This is a genomic window from Variovorax sp. OV700 (assembly GCF_900099805.1).
Classification (GTDB): Bacteria; Pseudomonadota; Gammaproteobacteria; order Burkholderiales; family Burkholderiaceae_C; genus Variovorax.
Map to the genome: position 1 here is coordinate 1 of NZ_FNDR01000008.1, position 15,287 is coordinate 15,287.

At 67.0% G+C, this 15,287-nt stretch carries 12 protein-coding genes; 2 read left to right on the forward strand and 10 right to left on the reverse strand.

Annotated features, from left to right (window positions below):
- Positions 1-123: 123 nt before the first annotated feature.
- From mdoH to BLR24_RS18765, 6 genes are all read right to left on the reverse strand, one after another.
- Positions 124-2,139 (reverse strand): glucans biosynthesis glucosyltransferase MdoH, encoded by a 2,016-nt coding sequence (mdoH, locus tag BLR24_RS18735; RefSeq protein WP_093019617.1) that lies wholly within the window; start codon positions 2,137-2,139, stop codon positions 124-126.
- Positions 2,140-2,543: 404 nt separating this feature from the next.
- Positions 2,544-3,932 (reverse strand): sigma 54-interacting transcriptional regulator, encoded by a 1,389-nt coding sequence (locus tag BLR24_RS18745; RefSeq protein ID WP_093019620.1) that lies wholly within the window; start codon positions 3,930-3,932, stop codon positions 2,544-2,546.
- A 31-nt stretch (positions 3,933-3,963) separates the two neighbouring features.
- Entirely contained in the window at positions 3,964-4,623 is a 660-nt protein-coding gene (locus tag BLR24_RS18750) for a hypothetical protein (protein WP_093019622.1), read from the reverse strand.
- A 68-nt stretch (positions 4,624-4,691) separates the two neighbouring features.
- Positions 4,692-6,119 (reverse strand): sensor histidine kinase, encoded by a 1,428-nt coding sequence (locus BLR24_RS18755; protein ID WP_093019624.1) that lies wholly within the window; start codon positions 6,117-6,119, stop codon positions 4,692-4,694.
- Entirely contained in the window at positions 6,119-7,483 is a 1,365-nt protein-coding gene (gene miaB, locus BLR24_RS18760) for a tRNA (N6-isopentenyl adenosine(37)-C2)-methylthiotransferase MiaB (RefSeq protein ID WP_093019626.1), read from the reverse strand. The genes BLR24_RS18755 and miaB overlap by 1 nt, the downstream gene beginning before the upstream one ends.
- 93 nt (positions 7,484-7,576) lie before the next feature.
- Positions 7,577-8,005 (reverse strand): hypothetical protein, encoded by a 429-nt coding sequence (locus tag BLR24_RS18765; RefSeq protein WP_254787430.1) that lies wholly within the window; start codon positions 8,003-8,005, stop codon positions 7,577-7,579.
- 291 nt (positions 8,006-8,296) lie between these two features.
- Between BLR24_RS18765 and BLR24_RS18770 the strand changes: the two genes are divergently transcribed.
- Positions 8,297-9,409: an efflux RND transporter periplasmic adaptor subunit gene (locus tag BLR24_RS18770; RefSeq protein WP_093020160.1), complete on the forward strand. Its 1,113-nt coding sequence runs from the start codon at positions 8,297-8,299 to the stop codon at positions 9,407-9,409.
- Positions 9,406-12,576: an efflux RND transporter permease subunit gene (locus tag BLR24_RS18775; RefSeq protein WP_093019630.1), complete on the forward strand. Its 3,171-nt coding sequence runs from the start codon at positions 9,406-9,408 to the stop codon at positions 12,574-12,576. The genes BLR24_RS18770 and BLR24_RS18775 overlap by 4 nt, the downstream gene beginning before the upstream one ends.
- Here the strand turns inward: BLR24_RS18775 and BLR24_RS18780 are convergent.
- The 4 genes from BLR24_RS18780 to BLR24_RS18795 are packed head-to-tail and all read right to left on the reverse strand — an operon-like array spanning position 12,573 to position 15,279.
- Positions 12,573-13,226: a histidine phosphatase family protein gene (locus BLR24_RS18780; protein ID WP_055801796.1), complete on the reverse strand. Its 654-nt coding sequence runs from the start codon at positions 13,224-13,226 to the stop codon at positions 12,573-12,575. The genes BLR24_RS18775 and BLR24_RS18780 overlap by 4 nt on opposite strands.
- 22 nt (positions 13,227-13,248) lie before the next feature.
- A complete protein-coding gene (locus BLR24_RS18785; RefSeq protein WP_093019632.1) occupies positions 13,249-13,866 on the reverse strand; it encodes a DUF4136 domain-containing protein in 618 nt (205 codons plus the stop codon).
- A 46-nt stretch (positions 13,867-13,912) separates the two neighbouring features.
- Positions 13,913-14,851 (reverse strand): tRNA 2-thiocytidine(32) synthetase TtcA, encoded by a 939-nt coding sequence (gene ttcA / locus BLR24_RS18790; RefSeq protein ID WP_055801803.1) that lies wholly within the window; start codon positions 14,849-14,851, stop codon positions 13,913-13,915.
- A 53-nt stretch (positions 14,852-14,904) separates the two neighbouring features.
- Positions 14,905-15,279, reverse strand: a complete 375-nt coding sequence (locus tag BLR24_RS18795; protein ID WP_093019634.1) for a dihydroneopterin aldolase — start codon at positions 15,277-15,279, stop codon at positions 14,905-14,907.
- Positions 15,280-15,287 lie beyond the last annotated feature (8 nt).

Genomic DNA, 15,287 nt, shown 5'->3' on the forward strand with positions numbered 1-15,287 from the left:
AAAACGCCCGATGAAGTTCATCGGGCGTCTCTGGCCGGCTGGATCAAGCCGGTTATATGTCCTTCATAGGTGTCAACCTATGGCAGGACGGGTCACGATGCGCTTCAGCGCATCAGTGAATCATCAGGCCGTTGCCAGCGCCGCGGGGCGCGCCAGGCGCAGCGCATGCATCCAGGCGCGGCGCAGCACGGCCGGCGAACGCGATTCCTCGGGAATCAGCAGATAGCCGCGATCGCGCAGCGACGTGCCCAGTGCGATCTGGCTGGTCAGCACCGTGAGCGGAATGGCCAGCAGCAGCGGCAGGCCCACCGGCATGAGCCAGATCAGCGCGCTCGGATCGATCATTGCGACGCCGAGAGCCAGCGCGCCGACCACCACGCTCATGGGAGCGAGTTGCGACACGGCAACCTTCCACGGCACCGCAGCAGCTTCGCGCGGGGGCGACTTCCAGTCGAGCTTGATGCCGGTGAGGGCAACCAGCACGAACAGCGAGTGGGCCAGCATGCGAACCGGCGCCTGCACGATGGCCAGGCCGCTTTCGAGCATCGAGCTCTTCACCAGGCCCCAGAGGCCGCCGTACTGGCGTTGCTCGCCGCGCATCAGCACGGCAGCGATGCCGAGCACGCGGGGCAGGAACAAAAGGCACAGGGTCCAGACCCACAGGCCGGCCAGTTCCGCCGGCAGCACGCTCCAGCTGGAGATCAGGCTCGAGCCGCTCAGCCACAGCGCGGTGCCGAGCGTCAGGAATGCGAGCCACAGCGGTGCCGAGACATACGCCATGGTGCCGGTCACGAACATTGCACGGTGCACCGGGTGGATGCCGGGTTCGGCCATCAGGCGGGCGTTCTGCAGGTTGCCCTGGCACCAGCGGCGGTCGCGCTGGAGTTCGGCCAGCAGGTCCGGCGGTTGCTGTTCGTAGCTGCCGACAAGGTCGGCGCAGAGCCACACGTTGTAGCCGGCGCGGCGCATCAGCGCGGCTTCGACGAAGTCGTGGGACATGATGCCGCCCGACATGCCGCCGGTGCCCTTGATGGGAGCCAGTGCGCAATGCTTCATGAAGGGCTCGACGCGGATGATCGCGTTGTGGCCCCAGTAGTGCGATTCGCCCAGTTGCCAGAACTGCATGCCCAGCGTGAACAGGCGGCCTGTCACGCGGGAAGCGAATTGCTGTGCGCGGGCATGCAGCGTCACGTGGCCGATGGCCTGCGTGGCGGTCTGGATGATGCCGGCGGTCGGGTTGGCTTCCATCAGCTTGACCATCGAGGTCAGGCAGTCGCCGCTCATCACGGAGTCGGCGTCGAGCACGACCATGTAGCGGTAGTCCTTGCCCCAGCGGCGGCAGAAGTCGGCCACGTTGCCGGCCTTGCGGTGCGTGCGCCGGGTGCGCAGGCGGTAGTAGACCTCGACCTGCGGCTGGTTCGGGCTGTCGGCCAGGGCGGCGCGCAGGTCTTCCCAGGCGGCGCGCTCGGCGGCGGCAGTCTCGGGGTTGTAGCTGTCGGACAGCACGAACACATCGAACTGTTTGGCGTGGCCGGTGGTCGCAACCGATTCGCAGGTGGCGCGCAGGCCGGCGAACACCGTGGCAACGTCTTCGTTGCAGATCGGCATGATGATCGCGGTGCGTGCTTCGGGGTTCATCGGGTGGTGGGCCACCTGCTTGACCGAGAGCGCGTGCTTGTCACCGCGCACCGAGACGTAAAAGCCCATCAGTGCGGTGACGAAGCCGGTGACGACCCAGCCCGAAAGCAGGCCGTACAGGCCGATCTGACCGTATTCGAGCCAGATGTTGTCGTAGTCGGGTTGCACGCCGGCAAACAGCGCGGACGCGATCACGGTGCTCAGCAGCGTGAGCGCCATGAATGCGAAGCGGCGCTGCGCCGCGGCACGCTGCCACGGCTGCTTGACCTGTGCGCCGGCTTCGGCGGTTTCGGCTTCCGGCTTGCCGCCGGCGCCGAGCTTGACCAGCACGGCGGTGCCCAGGCTGTTCCAGAAGCCGCGCCAGGGGCGGGGCGCCATGGAGCCACGGTTGACCGGCGGAGCGGTCACGGCATTGGGGTGGCGTTCTTCGCGCACCGGGCTGCGGTGCGAAAAGTCGGCTTCGGTCAGCACGTTCAGTTGGGAGAAGTCGTTTGGCTTCATGTGTGATTTACCAACGTTGCTTGTCGAGGGAAGGGGTGTCGCCAATGGCAGGAAAGCGCTTGATGACGCAATCCGGTTCGGCGCCGCCTGCACTTGCGTGCGCGGCCGCCGAATGACCCGCGGCACGGGGCCGCGAGAGGGAAAACTGCTTTTGACGCAGGCCGTCGCGCTGCTGGCGCAGTGCGAAAGATGGGCTGGTTAGTGCTGTCATGCCTCTACAGGGGCAAACCCTGTGCCAGCATGGAAAAACGCTTTCAGATCAATGACTTACGTCGATCTGGATGCAGTTTTGGCGGCTCGGGCCGTTTGGAAGGCCCCGAAACCCCTGTTTTTGTCGCCGAATCCCGACAAGCCTTGGAGGCTGGTGGAAAATATCGTTTTAAATCAACGCCTTAGGGGCGTCGCTACTCGGCGACAGGCTCGCTGCCGGGAGCGACAGCGTCGGCCTTGAAGTGCCCCGGCGTGAGCTCGTGCTTCTGCAGCAGGCGATAGAACTCCGTGCGGTTGCGGTCCGCCAGCCGGGCGGCATCAGCCACATTGCCGTCGGTCAACTTGAGCAGGCCTACGAGGTAGTCGCGTTCGAAGCGCTGCTTGGCCTCGGCATAGGTCTGGACCTCGACCGTCGGCACGCGCAGCGCCCGCTGCACGAGCGCCAGCGGAATGAGGGGCGAGCTCGACAGCGCGCAGACCTGTTCCACCACGTTGAAGAGCTGGCGCACGTTGCCGGGCCAGGCCGCGGTGGCCAGCGCCTTGAGCGCCTCGGGCGCGAAGCCGGAAAGCCGCTTGCCGTATTTGGTCGACAGCTTCTGCAGAAAGTGGTTGGCCAAAAGCGGAATGTCTTCGCGCCGGGCCGACAGCGGCGGCAGCGTGAGCGTGACCACGTTGAGCCGGTAATAGAGGTCTTCGCGAAACTGGCCCGCCGCCATGGCCGCGTCCAGGTCGCGGTGGGTGGCCGAGATGATGCGCACGTCGACCTCGATCGACTGGCTGGCGCCAAGCGGACGCACCGCGCGCTCCTGCAGCACCCGCAGCAGCTTGACCTGCAGGGCAGGCGGCATGTCTCCGATTTCGTCGAGCAGCAGCGTGCCGCCGTCGGCCTGCTGGAACAGCCCCTTGTGGTTGGCATGCGCGTCGGTGAAGGCGCCCTTCATGTGGCCGAACAGTTCCGACTCGAGCAGCGCCTCGGGAATGGCGCCGCAATTGACGGCCACGAAGGGCTTGTCGGCGCGGGCGCTGGCGCGGTGGATGGCGCGTGCCAGCATTTCCTTGCCGGCGCCGCTGTCGCCGCGCAGCAGCACGGAGGCGTCCGACTTGGCGACCATGCGGGCCTCGGCCAGCAGCTCGGACATGCGGTTGCTGCGGCTCACGATTTCGGCGCGCCAGCTTTCGTCGCCGGCCTTGGCAGGCGTGCTGGCGGGAGCGCCGAGCGCCAGCGCCTGGGCGATCTTGTCCAGCAGCTCGCGGCCGTCGTAGGGCTTGGTGAGGTAGGTGAACACGCCGCGTGCCGTGGCCTCGACCGCGTCGGGAATGGTGCCGTGGGCCGTGAGCAGGATCACCGGCAGCGAAGGGTGCCGCTTCCTGATTTCGTCGAACAGCTGGAGCCCGTCGCGCCCGGGCAGCCGCACGTCGCTGAGCACCAGCTGCGGATGCTCGATCTCGAGCTGCGTGAGCGCGGTTTCGGCCGAGGTCACGGCCGTGACCTGGTAGCCCACCGAACTCAGCCGCATCGAGAGCAGCCGCAGCATGTCCGGATCGTCGTCGACCACCAGCAGGCGCGCGCCGGTCGTGCTCATCGGAGGGGCCCTTTGCGCGATCGCTGGATGTTCATGGATTGGGCTTGGTGCTGTTGGGTGGCGGAAGGGTCGGCACCGGCGCGTTGTTGGGACGCGCGAAGCTGCGCTCGATGGCGCGCAGCGCTTCGATGCGGTCGTTCAGCTGGTCGATGCGGCGCTGGCTCTCGCGCAGCTGCTGCACCTGCTTATCGCGATCGTCCTCGACGCGGCGCTGCTCGACGTAGCGCGCGGCCAGTGCACGCGCAAGCGGCTGCAGCGGCTGGGCCTCGGGCGAGGGGTTGGACATCACGCGCTGCAACAAGCCCAGGGCGCGCACCAGGTCGGCCGGAACGCGCGTCTGCGCCAGCAGCAACGCAAGCTGCATCTGCGCGGCGGGCGAGTCGCCCGGGTCGCCGGCGCGGGTGATTTCGGCATTCAACTCGGCGCCGCCCAGCGGGCGGACCTTGTCGGCGTAGGCCAGCATCGCCGCCACGGGCCCCTGGGTGATCAGCGTGAAGAGCGACGCCGGCTGGGTGGCGGGCGCCTTGGGTTCGGCCTCGACGGGAACCACGCGCGGCGCCGCGGGAGGCGGCGGCAGGGCATCGGCCTCGGGAGGTGGCTTGGGCTGCGTCGTACACGCGGCCAGCAGCAGGACCAGAGGCATGGCCACCGCCCCGGACAGGGCCGAACTGCGGACGAACGGAAAAAGCATGGGTCGAAAAAAGGACAAGAGGCGGTGTTTCAGGTGGGTGCCCGGGTTCGCGGAGCTTCAGGAAGGGATCAGGCCGTGCGCGGCAGTTCGATGCGAAAGCGCGCGCCCGGCCCGCCTGGCTGCAGGGTGATGCGGCCCCCATGGGCAGCAATGTACTCCTGCACGATGGAAAGACCGATGCCGGTTCCCTTGACCGCGTGCTCGGGCTGGCGCTCGCCCCTGTAGAAGGGCTCGAAAATGCGGTCGCGGTCGCCTTCGGCAATACCCGGGCCAGCGTCGTTGACATCGATGCACGCCGAATCCGCCGTGCCGGACACAGTGATGGTGATCACGCCGCCGGGCGCCGAATAGCGGATCGCATTCGACAGCAGGTTGGCTACCGCAGTACCCAGCTTGACACGGTCGACCGTGAGCGCAAGCGCCTCGCCTTCCGCCCGAACGCGCAGCCCGTGGGCCTGCCATTGCAGTCGCTGGGCCTCGATCTGTTCCTCGATCAGCGGCAGCAGCTCGGTGCGTTCGCGGCGCAGTTCGCGCGCCTCGAAGGCTGCGGCATTGAAGCGCAGCAGCGCCTCGATCTGCCCCTGCAGCGACACGGTGTTCTGGTTCAGGATCTGGGCCACTTCCAGCTGCGCCGAATTCAGCGGACCCGTTACCCCGTCTTCGAGCAGCGAAACGCCTTCCCGCAGCGCGGCCAGCGGCGTCTTGAGCTCATGCGACACATGCCGCAGGAAACGGGCCTTGTCGGCGTCCAGTTCGGTCAAGCGCAGGCGCAGCCATTCGAGCTGCTGCGACACGCGCCGGACGTCGGCCGGACCGCGGATGTCGATCGGTTCGTCCAGCCGGTTCTGGCCCAGGCCGACGATGGCGTGTTCGAGCCGCTTGAACGGCCGCGCGAGCCAGATGCCGAAAGCCAGCGCCAGAGACACCGCGAGCACGCTCGCCGCCACCACCTCGCGCATCAGGCGGCGGCGCGCGTCCTCGATGCGCTTGGCGAGCGCGTCGTTCTGCATCTCGATGAGGAACTGGGCCTGCTGCGCGATGTTGGTGTTGAGCGAATCGAGATCGCGGAACTGGATGGCCATGCTGTTCTCGCGCGAGAGCGCGGTATCGGCGCTACCGCTCATCAGCCCCTCGATTACGCCGAGCTGGCTGCGCCACATCTCGATGCCCGTGGGCGCAAGGCCGTTCCTCTCGAGCCGGTCGAGCACCTGGTGCGCCTCGCGCGCGGCGTCATCGAAGCGGCGCCGCAGCACGGCGTCGTTCAGCACCAGCGACTGGCGCCCGGCACGCTCCATGGCCGCACTGCGCTCGGCCAGCGACTGGGCCGCGCCCGAAAGCCGCAGCGCACGCGCGGCCGCATCGCGGCTCTGGGTCATGAGCACGTCGTACTGGAACACCGAGCGCAGCGCCACGCCCACCAGGAGCGCGGTGATCAAGAGGAAAGCGAAGAGAAGGAGCTGCTGGAACGAGCCCCGCGTCGACGGCCGTTTCGCCATCAGGCGGCGAGCGCGGCTGAAGCCGGCGCCGTCGACGATTCGCGCGTGGCCACTTCGCCGCGCAGCGTGTAGGCCAACGAGCGCGTGATGCGCAGGTCGGCCATCTGCCCGACGAGGCGCGCATCGCCTTCGAAGTTGACGACCCGGTTGCACGCGGTGCGGCCCATCAGTTCGTTCGCGTCCTTGCGTGAAGCCCCTTCGACCAGCACGCGCTGCGTGGTGCCGACCAGTGCGTCGCCGAAGCGGCGCACGTTGCCGTCGATCACGCGCTGCAGCGTCTGCAGGCGCGCCAGCTTCACCGCATGGGGCGTGTCGTCGTGCAGCGCGGCGGCCGGCGTGCCGGGGCGCGGGCTGAAGATGAAGCTGAAGCTGTTGTCGAACTGGCAGTCGTCGATCAGCTTCATCATCTTGGCGAAGTCTTCGTCCGTTTCGCCCGGGAAGCCCACGATGAAGTCGCTCGACAGCGCGAGTTCGGGCCGGATGGCGCGCAGCTTGCGCACGGTGCTCTTGTATTCCATGGCCGTGTAGCCGCGCTTCATGGCCATCAGGATGCGGTCGCTGCCGTGCTGCACCGGCAGGTGCAGGTGCGACACCAGCTGTGGCACCTTGGCGTAGGCCTCGATCAGCCGCGGCGTGAACTCGTTGGGGTGGCTGGTGGTGTAGCGGATGCGCTCGATGCCGGGAATCTCGGCCACGTATTCGATCAAGAGCGCGAAGTCGGCAATCTCGGCCGTGTCCCCCATGCGGCCGCGGTAGGCGTTCACGTTCTGCCCCAGCAGCGTGACCTCGCGCACGCCCTGGTCGGCCAGGCCTGCAATCTCCACCAGCACGTCGTCCAGCGGGCGATTGACTTCCTCGCCACGGGTGTAGGGCACCACGCAGTAGCTGCAGTATTTGGAGCAGCCCTCCATGATCGACACGAAGGCGGTCACGCCCTCGACGCGCGCGGGCGGCAGGTGGTCGAACTTCTCGATCTCGGGAAAGCTGATGTCCACCTGCGGGTGCTCCAGCCGATCGCGGTCCTTCAGCATCTCGGGCAGGCGGTGCAGCGTCTGCGGGCCGAAAACGATGTCGACGTAGGGCGCGCGCGCGATGATGGCTTCGCCCTCCTGGCTGGCCACGCAGCCGCCCACGCCGATCTTCACGCCCTTGGCCTTCAGATGCTTCACGCGGCCGAGGTCGGAGAACACCTTTTCCTGCGCCTTCTCGCGCACCGAGCAGGTGTTGAAGAGGATGAGGTCGGCCTCGTCCACGTTCTGCGTCGGCTCGTAGCCCTCGGCGGCGTTCAGCACGTCGGCCATCTTGTCCGAGTCGTACTCGTTCATCTGGCAGCCGAAGGTTTTGATAAAGACTTTTTTGCTCATGGGGTGCTCTCCGGGCCTTCCGCTGCGGGAAGGCCAAATGCAGCGCGCGCTATCGCTCGCTGCGGCGCGGCGGGCAATGGCCCGCCGTCTTTTTCATTGCGTGTTGACGGTGTCGTTCGAAGTGAACGGCCAGATGTTCAGGAACGGCTTGCTCAGCGATTCGCGGCTGGCCGTCGCCTCGCTGGGCGTGAGGATCCACACCTCGCGCAGCAGGCCTGCGGCATCGCGCGTGTAGTTCACCAGGTATTTCTGGCCAACGATGCCGCCCGCCATCACCAGCATGTTCTGTTCGCTGCGGATGCGGGCGCCGGGCGCCAGCCGGTCGGCGTGGCCGTCGAGCTCGACGTCGGGCGCATTGATCACCATGAACTTGCCGCGCAGCGTGCCGACGGGGAAGGTGCGCCCGCCCACCATCGACTCGTTTTGCGTCTGCGGCCGGGGCACGTCGGTCTGGGCGGCCGCGTCAATGGAAAAAAGGCTTGTAGCTACTGTGCAAAGCGCTATGAAAGTGAGAGCATTCATGGGTTTCTTGCAGCGGTTCATGGCGTATATCCAGAGGCTGTGGAGCGGCGATTTTACCGAGGGGGTGAAATCCCCCTTGGCGCCCGCCACAGCGGGTTGAGCATGGGCCCTTGCAGGGTGGCTTTACTTATCTTTACGGCACTCGTGGACACTGCAAGCCGACCGCTGCTCCAATAGCCGCTGTCAGCCCAAAGTGCTCAAAAAACCATGAAGAAAAAACTCGTTCTCGCCCTTGCAGGTGTGTTGATCGTAGCCGTCGCGGGATGGTGGTGGAACGGGGCTGGCGAGCGCATCTCGGCAAAGAACGCCAAGCCGGCCACAGCGGCCGGCGGAGCGCCCGCGCTCGTCACCCTGGCCACGGCCGAGCGGCAGGACGTGCCGGTGACGGTCCAGGTCAACGGCAGTGTGGTGTCGCTCAACAGTGTCGACCTGCGGCCGCAGGTGACCAACACGGTTGCGGCGGTGCACGTGAAGGAAGGGCAGTTCGTCAAGGAGGGCCAGCTGCTCTTCACGCTCGACGACCGCAACGACCAGGCCAACCTGGCCCGCGCCCGCGCCCAGCAGAAGCGCGACGAGGCCACCATGGCCGACCTCGAGCGCCAGTACAAGCGCAGCCAGGAGCTGCTGGCGCAGAACTTCATTTCAAAGAGCGCCACGGACGCCACGCTGTCGCAGCTCGAGGCGCAGCGCGCCGCGGTGGCGGCCGACCGCGCCGCCGTCCAGTCGGCGCAGGTGGCGCTCGGCTATGCCACGCTGCGCGCGCCCATCGCGGGGCGCATCGGCGCCGTCAACATTTATCCCGGCACGCTGGTGCAGCCCACGCTGTCGCTGGTCACCATCACGCAGCTCGACCCCATCGCGGTGAGTTTCCCGGTGCCGGAAGCCAACCTGCAAGACCTGCTGGCGGCGGCGCGCAGCCGCTCCAAGGTCGAGGCGCTCGTCAGCGGGCGCAAGGAGCCACTCATCGGCGTTCTCAACTTCGTCGACAACACGGTCGACCCGCAGATCGGCACCGTGCGCGCCAAGGCGGTGTTCGACAACGCCGACCAGAGCCTCTGGCCCGGACAGTTCGTCGGCACGCGCATCACGGTGCGCACACTGTCCGGCGCCACGGTGGTGCCGGCGGCGGCACTCATGATGCTGTCCGACGGCGCTTCGCTCTACGTGGTCGACGAGGCCAAGGACGCCAAGCGCCGCAAGGTACAGGTGCTCTACACCTTCGGCACCAAGGTGGCGGTGAGCGGTGTCGAGCCGGGCGAGCAGGTGGTCATCGAGGGCAGCCAGAACGTGCGCCCGGGCGGCAAGGTCCGCGTCGACAAGAAGGCCGCACCGGCCGGCACCACCGGGGTCACGCCGGGCAGCGCGGCCTCCTCGGACACCCAGACTCCGCGGGAACGCGCATGAACATTTCGGAGCTCTGCATCCGTCGTCCCGCGATGACGGTGCTGTTGTCCGCCGCCGTCGTGGTGGCGGGTATCTTTGCGTACTTCAGCATCCCCGTTGCGGCGCTGCCGAGCTACAACACGCCGGTCATCAACGTGAATGCCCAGCTGCCGGGCGCAAGCCCGGACACCATGGCGTCGTCGGTCGCGCTGCCGCTCGAGAAGCAGTTCTCGACCATTCCGGGCCTGCAGACCATCAGCTCGGTCAACACGCAGGGCGTGAGTTCGATCACGCTGGAATTCGTGAGCAGCCGCGACATCGACGCCGCCGCCGTCGACGTGCAGGCCGCGCTGCTGCGCGCTCAGCGGCAGCTGCCGCAGGAACTCACGCAGCTGCCTTCGTACCGAAAGGTGAATCCGGCCGACGCGCCGGTGCTGTTCATCGCGCTGATTTCTCCGTCGATGAACCCGTCCGAACTCAACGACTATGCCGAGAACCTGATCTCGCCCACGCTCTCCACCATCGACGGCGTGGCGCAGGTGGGCGTCTATGGGCGCAAGGCCTTCGCGGTGCGCATCAAGGCCAATGCCGATCTGCTCAATGCGCGCAACATCACGCTCGACGAGCTGGCCAAGGCCGTGAACTCGGCCAACGCCAACACGCCGGTCGGCACGCTCGACGGGCCGCGCCAGACGCTCACCATCCAGGCCAACCGGCAGCTCACCAAGGCGGAAGATTTCGCCAAGCTGATCGTCGGGCAGCGCAACGGCGCGCCGGTGCGGCTCGACGAAGTGGCCACCATCGAGGACAGCTTCGAGTCGGTCAAGACCGCGAGCAGCTTCAACGGCCAGAGCTCCATTTCGCTGGCCGTGCAGCGCCAGCCGAATGCCAACACCGTGGAGGTGGTGGACGCGGTGCGCGCGCTCATTCCACGCTTCAAGGCGGAGCTGCCGCAATCGGTCGAGATCCACATGGTGAACGACCGCTCGCTGTCCATTCGCGAGGCGGTGCACGACGTGCAGCTCACGCTGCTGGGCACCATCGCGCTGGTGGTGCTGGTGATCTTTTTGTTCCTGCACCGGCTGGTGGCCACGCTGATTCCGGCGGCGACCATCCCCATCTCGCTGATCGGCGCGGTGGCGCTGCTCTATGCCTTCGGCTACAGCCTGGACAACGTCTCGCTGCTGGGCATCACGCTGGCCGTGGGCCTGGTAGTGGACGACGCGATCGTGGTGCTCGAAAACATCATGCGCTACGTCGAGAAGGGCATGGAGCCCTTTGCCGCGGCGCTGCGCGGCGCGCGCGAGGTGGGCTTCACCATCATCTCGATTTCCATCTCGCTGGTGGCGGTGTTCATTCCCATTTTCTTCATGCCGGGCGTGATCGGCCTGCTGTTCCACGAGTTCGCGGTGGTGGTGGCGCTGGCGGTGCTGGTGTCGGCCGTCGTCTCGCTCACGCTGGTGCCGATGCTCGCGAGCCGGCTGCTCAAGCACGTGCCCCGCAAGGAAGGCGTGCTCGACCATGAAGAGGAGCATCCGGAGCCCGGCACCGCGATTGGCCGCGCCTTCGAGCGCGGCTACCGCTGGGTGCATGGCAGCTACATGCGAACGCTCGACTGGACGCTGGGACACCGCATGGTGATGCTGCTGATTGCCGGCGGCACCTTCATCGTCACGGCGTGGCTGTTCATCTCCATTCCGAAGGGCTTCTTTCCCGAGGAAGACATCGGCCAGATCCAGATCACCACCGAAGCGGCCGAGGACATTTCCTTCACCGCCATGAATGCGCTGCAGGAGCGCGTGGCGGCCTCGCTCCAGGCCGACCCGAGCGTGGCCTACGTGAGTTCGTTCGTCGGCGTGGGCGGGCCAACCGCCACGCAGAACTCCGGCCGCCTGTTCGCCGTGCTCAAGCCGCGCAGCCAGCGTCCCAAGATGGCCGTGGTGCTGGAGTCGCTGCGCCAGCGCTTCCGCGAGATTCCGGGCATCGCGGTCTACATGCAGCCGGTGCAGAACCTGCGCCTGGGCGGACGCCAGAGCAAGGCGCGCTTCCAGTACACGCTGCAAAGCGTGAACGCGGGCGAGATGGTGCCCTGGGCCACGCGGCTCATGGAGCGCATGCGCGCCGACGCTGCCTTCCGCGACGTCACCAGCGATTCGCAGAACCGCGGCCTGCAAGCCACGCTCGAGGTCGACCGCGACAAGGCCGGCGTGCTCGGCGTGGCCGTGGGCGACCTTCGCACCGCGCTCTACAACGCCTACGGCGACCGGCAGATCGGCAGCATCTACGGCGCGAGCAACACCTACCAGGTGATCCTCTCGGCCTCCGACAACGACCGCCAGTTCGAGGACGACATGTCGCGCCTGTCGGTGCGCAGCACCACGGGCCGGCTGGTGCCGCTGTCGGCCTTCTCGACCGTCAAGCGCACCGTGGGACCGACCTCGGTCAACCACCAGGGCCAGCTGCAGGCGGTGACGGTGTCGTTCAACCTCGCGCCCGACGTGCCGCTGGGCAACGCGACCGCGAAAATCGACCAGTTCAAGGAAGAGCTGAAGATGCCGCCGTCGATCATCACCACCTACGGCGGCGATGCGGCGGTGTTCCAGAGCTCGCAGTCGAGCCAGGCCGTGCTGCTGGTGCTGGCCGTGCTGGTGATCTACGTGCTCCTGGGCGTACTGTACGAAAGCTACATCCACCCGCTGACCATCCTCGCAGGGCTGCCGTCGGCAGCCGTGGGCGCGTTGCTCTCGCTCAAGCTCTTCAACTTCGACCTGACGCTGATCGCCACCATCGGCATCCTGCTTCTGATCGGCATCGTGAAGAAGAACGCGATCATGATGATCGACTTCGCGCTCGATGCGCAGCGCACCGAAGGCATGAAGCCGGTCGATGCGATCCGCGAGGCCTGCCGGCTGCGCTTCCGCCCCATCATGATGACCACGCTGGCCGCGCTGATGGGTGCGCTGCCGCTCGCGTTGGGGCTGGGCGCCGGCGCCGAACTGCGTCAGCCGCTGGGTGTGGCGGTGGTGGGCGGGCTCATCTTCTCGCAGGTGATCACGCTCTACATCACGCCCGCGATCTATCTTGCGCTCGACCGCTACAGCGGCACCGGGCCGATGGTCGACTTGCCGGGCGAGGCCCAAAGCGAAGCGGGTGGAGCCGCGGCAACGCACGCGGCGTCGCACGCCTAGGTCGTCGTCTCGTCGAGGATGTCGTCGTCCTCGTCCGTCACCAGGTGGGCGGTGTCGCTCCAGCCCACCAGGCTGAAGCCCTCGGGCGTCCACAGCATGCGATTGATGGCCGCATTGCCGAGTTGCCAGGTGCGCGGCGCCTGCAGCTCCTGGCGTGTGGCGGCGCGGTAGAGCACGTCCATCACACCGCCATGCGCCACCAGCGCCACCAGCTGGCCCGGATGGCGCGCGGCCAGTTTCGAGGCAATGTGCGTCACGCGCTCGCGAAACGCCAGCAGGCTTTCTCCGCCTTCGGGTTCGAACTCGGGATCGCGCTCGCGCCAGCGCCTGGCCTGGTCGGGCAGGGTGGCTTCGATCTCCGCAAAGCTCATGCCCTCGAAGCGGCCGAAGGCGCGTTCGCGCAGGCCGGGCTCGGGGTGCACCGTGAGGCCGTGGGGCCGCGCGATCTCCTGCGCGGTCTGCCAGGCGCGCGACAGGTCGCTCGCGTAGATCGCGCCGATGTCTTCGTGCGCCAGCGCCTGCCCCACGCGCCGAGCCTGCCACAGGCCGGTGGCGTTGAGTCCGACGTCGAGCTGGCCCTGGATGCGGGTGTCGACGTTCCAGGCGGTCTCGCCATGGCGAACGGCAATCAGGCGGGTGATTTCTTCCATCTGCCGGGATTCTAGAAGCGGCTCATTTCTTCGCGGTCGACAGCTCGATGTTCACGCGGCGCTCGCCCTGCGGCGGGTTCGGGAACCCCTGCAGCGCGGCCTGGAACATCACGGGCAGGATGGTCGAGCTCACGTTGTAGGGCCCGTCGTTGCGGGCCCGCGTTTCATAGACCACGCGGTTCGACCCGATGTCGCGCAGCACGATGCTCACCTCGCGCTCATACCAAGGGTTGGCCGCGGGCGGGATGAAGCCAGGTCCACCGTACCAGCCGCCGCCATACCAGCGGCGCGCGTAGCCGTGGTAGCCGTAGCCAGCGCCCCAGGGGCCGTCGAACAGCCACGGGTCGGCCCAGGGCGAAAGGCCGACCGTGACCCGTGCGCCGATCTGCGCGCTGTACTGCGGCTTGGCGTCGTCGCGGCGCAGGCCGGCTTTTTCGAGTGCCGTGGCGGCCATCGCCTCGAGCGATTCCTGCCGAGCGGCGTCGGCCTGCTGCGACGGCAGGCGTTCGAAGCGGTAGGTGGCGCCGGGCGGCACCGCGGCGAGCGAAGAGAAGCTTTTCACGTCGCTGTCGACCACCCAGGAGGTGGCGCAGCCGCTCAGTGATGCTGCCAAAAAGAGAGCAAAAAACGCACATTTCATGAGGATCTCCGGGCTCCGCGGCCCAAAATTCCCCTGGGTTGCCCGTTCAGCCCTGGAGGATGCGCAGGGCTGCAGGTGCCTGGGAGAGCAGGTCGAAAGAAGGCGTGTCGAAGGCCTTGTCGCCGTCTTCGTCGGCCACGCCGGTGGCCTTCAGACCCTTGAAGTCGTGCCGCGTTCCGTCGAGCAGGTGCGAGGGCACCACGTTCTGCAGCGCGGTGAACATGTTCTCCACTCGGCCGGGGTGCTTCCTGTCCCACTCGCGCAGCATCTCGCCGACCTGCTTGCGCTGCAGGTTTTCCTGGCTGCCGCACAGCGTGCACGGAATGATCGGAAACTCGCGGTGCTGCGCCCAGCGCACCAGGTCTTTCTCGGCCACGTAGGCGAGCGGGCGGATCACGATGTGCTTGCCGTCGTCACTCACCAGTTTGGGCGGCATGCTCTTGAGCTTGCCCGCGAAGAACATGTTGAGGAAGAAGGTCTGCAGCATGTCGTCGCGGTGGTGGCCGAGCGCCACCTTGGTGGCGCCGAGCTCGTCCGCCACGCGGTACAGGATGCCGCGGCGCAGACGGCTGCACAGGCCGCAGGTCGTCTTTCCCTCGGGAATCACGCGCTTGACGATGCTGTAGGTGTCCTGGTTCTCGATGTGGAAGTCCACACCGAGTTCGCTCAAATACTTGGGCAGCACTTCTTCCGGAAAGCCGGGCTGCTTCTGGTCGAGGTTGACCGCGACGATGTCGAAATGGATCGGTGCGCGGGCCTTGAGCTTGAGCAGGATGTCCAGCATGGCGTAGCTGTCCTTCCCTCCCGAGACGCACACCATGACCTTGTCGCCCTCTTCGATCATGTTGTAGTCGACGATGGCGCGGCCCACCTCGCGGCACAGGCGCTTTTCGAGCTTGTGCGTCTCGCGTTCGATCTTCAGCGAGTTGGTGGCGATGGGGGTGGCGCCGGCGACGGGCGCCTCGTCGATCCAGACGGCGTTCATGGGTGGGCTGCTTCAGGCAAATCGGGGGGAGGAAGCCCCGATTTTGCCTTGGATCACCATTCCCCGGCTTCCATGCGGATAGCCACCTCGCAGTCGTCGAAGATTTCGAGCTTGGCGATCTTCACCCGCACGCCGACCACGCCGGGCAGCTGCAGCAGGCGCTGCGCGAGCTTGCCGATGAGGGTTTCGAGCAGGTTCACGTGCTCGGCCGTGCACTCGTCGATGATGATGCGGCGCACCTTGCGGTAGTCCAGCACGTGAAAGATGTCGTCGTCCTTCGGCATCAGCGGCTGCGCGCCCAGATGCAGCTCGGCATCGACCTGGATCGGCTGCGGCGCCGTCTTTTCCTGGTCGAGGATGCCCAGGTTGGCGTCGAAGCGAAGCCCTTGCAGCGTGAGGGTCTGGCGGCCGATGGGGGTAGAGGGCATGGTGGGGC

What these genes read in the sequence shown, in the direction of transcription:
- BLR24_RS18795 (WP_093019634.1), bottom strand. Translation starts at nt 15,279, where the DNA reads ATGCCCTCTACCCCCATCGGCCGCCAGACCCTCACGCTGCAAGGGCTT.
- BLR24_RS18765 (WP_254787430.1), bottom strand. Translation starts at nt 8,005, where the DNA reads ATGAATGCTCTCACTTTCATAGCGCTTTGCACAGTAGCTACAAGCCTT.
- BLR24_RS18755 (WP_093019624.1), bottom strand. Translation starts at nt 6,119, where the DNA reads ATGGCGAAACGGCCGTCGACGCGGGGCTCGTTCCAGCAGCTCCTTCTC.
- BLR24_RS18785 (WP_093019632.1), bottom strand. Translation starts at nt 13,866, where the DNA reads ATGAAATGTGCGTTTTTTGCTCTCTTTTTGGCAGCATCACTGAGCGGC.
- BLR24_RS18775 (WP_093019630.1), top strand. Translation starts at nt 9,406, where the DNA reads ATGAACATTTCGGAGCTCTGCATCCGTCGTCCCGCGATGACGGTGCTG.
- ttcA (WP_055801803.1), bottom strand. Translation starts at nt 14,851, where the DNA reads ATGAACGCCGTCTGGATCGACGAGGCGCCCGTCGCCGGCGCCACCCCC.
- BLR24_RS18750 (WP_093019622.1), bottom strand. Translation starts at nt 4,623, where the DNA reads ATGCTTTTTCCGTTCGTCCGCAGTTCGGCCCTGTCCGGGGCGGTGGCC.
- BLR24_RS18780 (WP_055801796.1), bottom strand. Translation starts at nt 13,226, where the DNA reads ATGGAAGAAATCACCCGCCTGATTGCCGTTCGCCATGGCGAGACCGCC.
- BLR24_RS18745 (WP_093019620.1), bottom strand. Translation starts at nt 3,932, where the DNA reads ATGAGCACGACCGGCGCGCGCCTGCTGGTGGTCGACGACGATCCGGAC.
- miaB (WP_093019626.1), bottom strand. Translation starts at nt 7,483, where the DNA reads ATGAGCAAAAAAGTCTTTATCAAAACCTTCGGCTGCCAGATGAACGAG.
- mdoH (WP_093019617.1), bottom strand. Translation starts at nt 2,139, where the DNA reads ATGAAGCCAAACGACTTCTCCCAACTGAACGTGCTGACCGAAGCCGAC.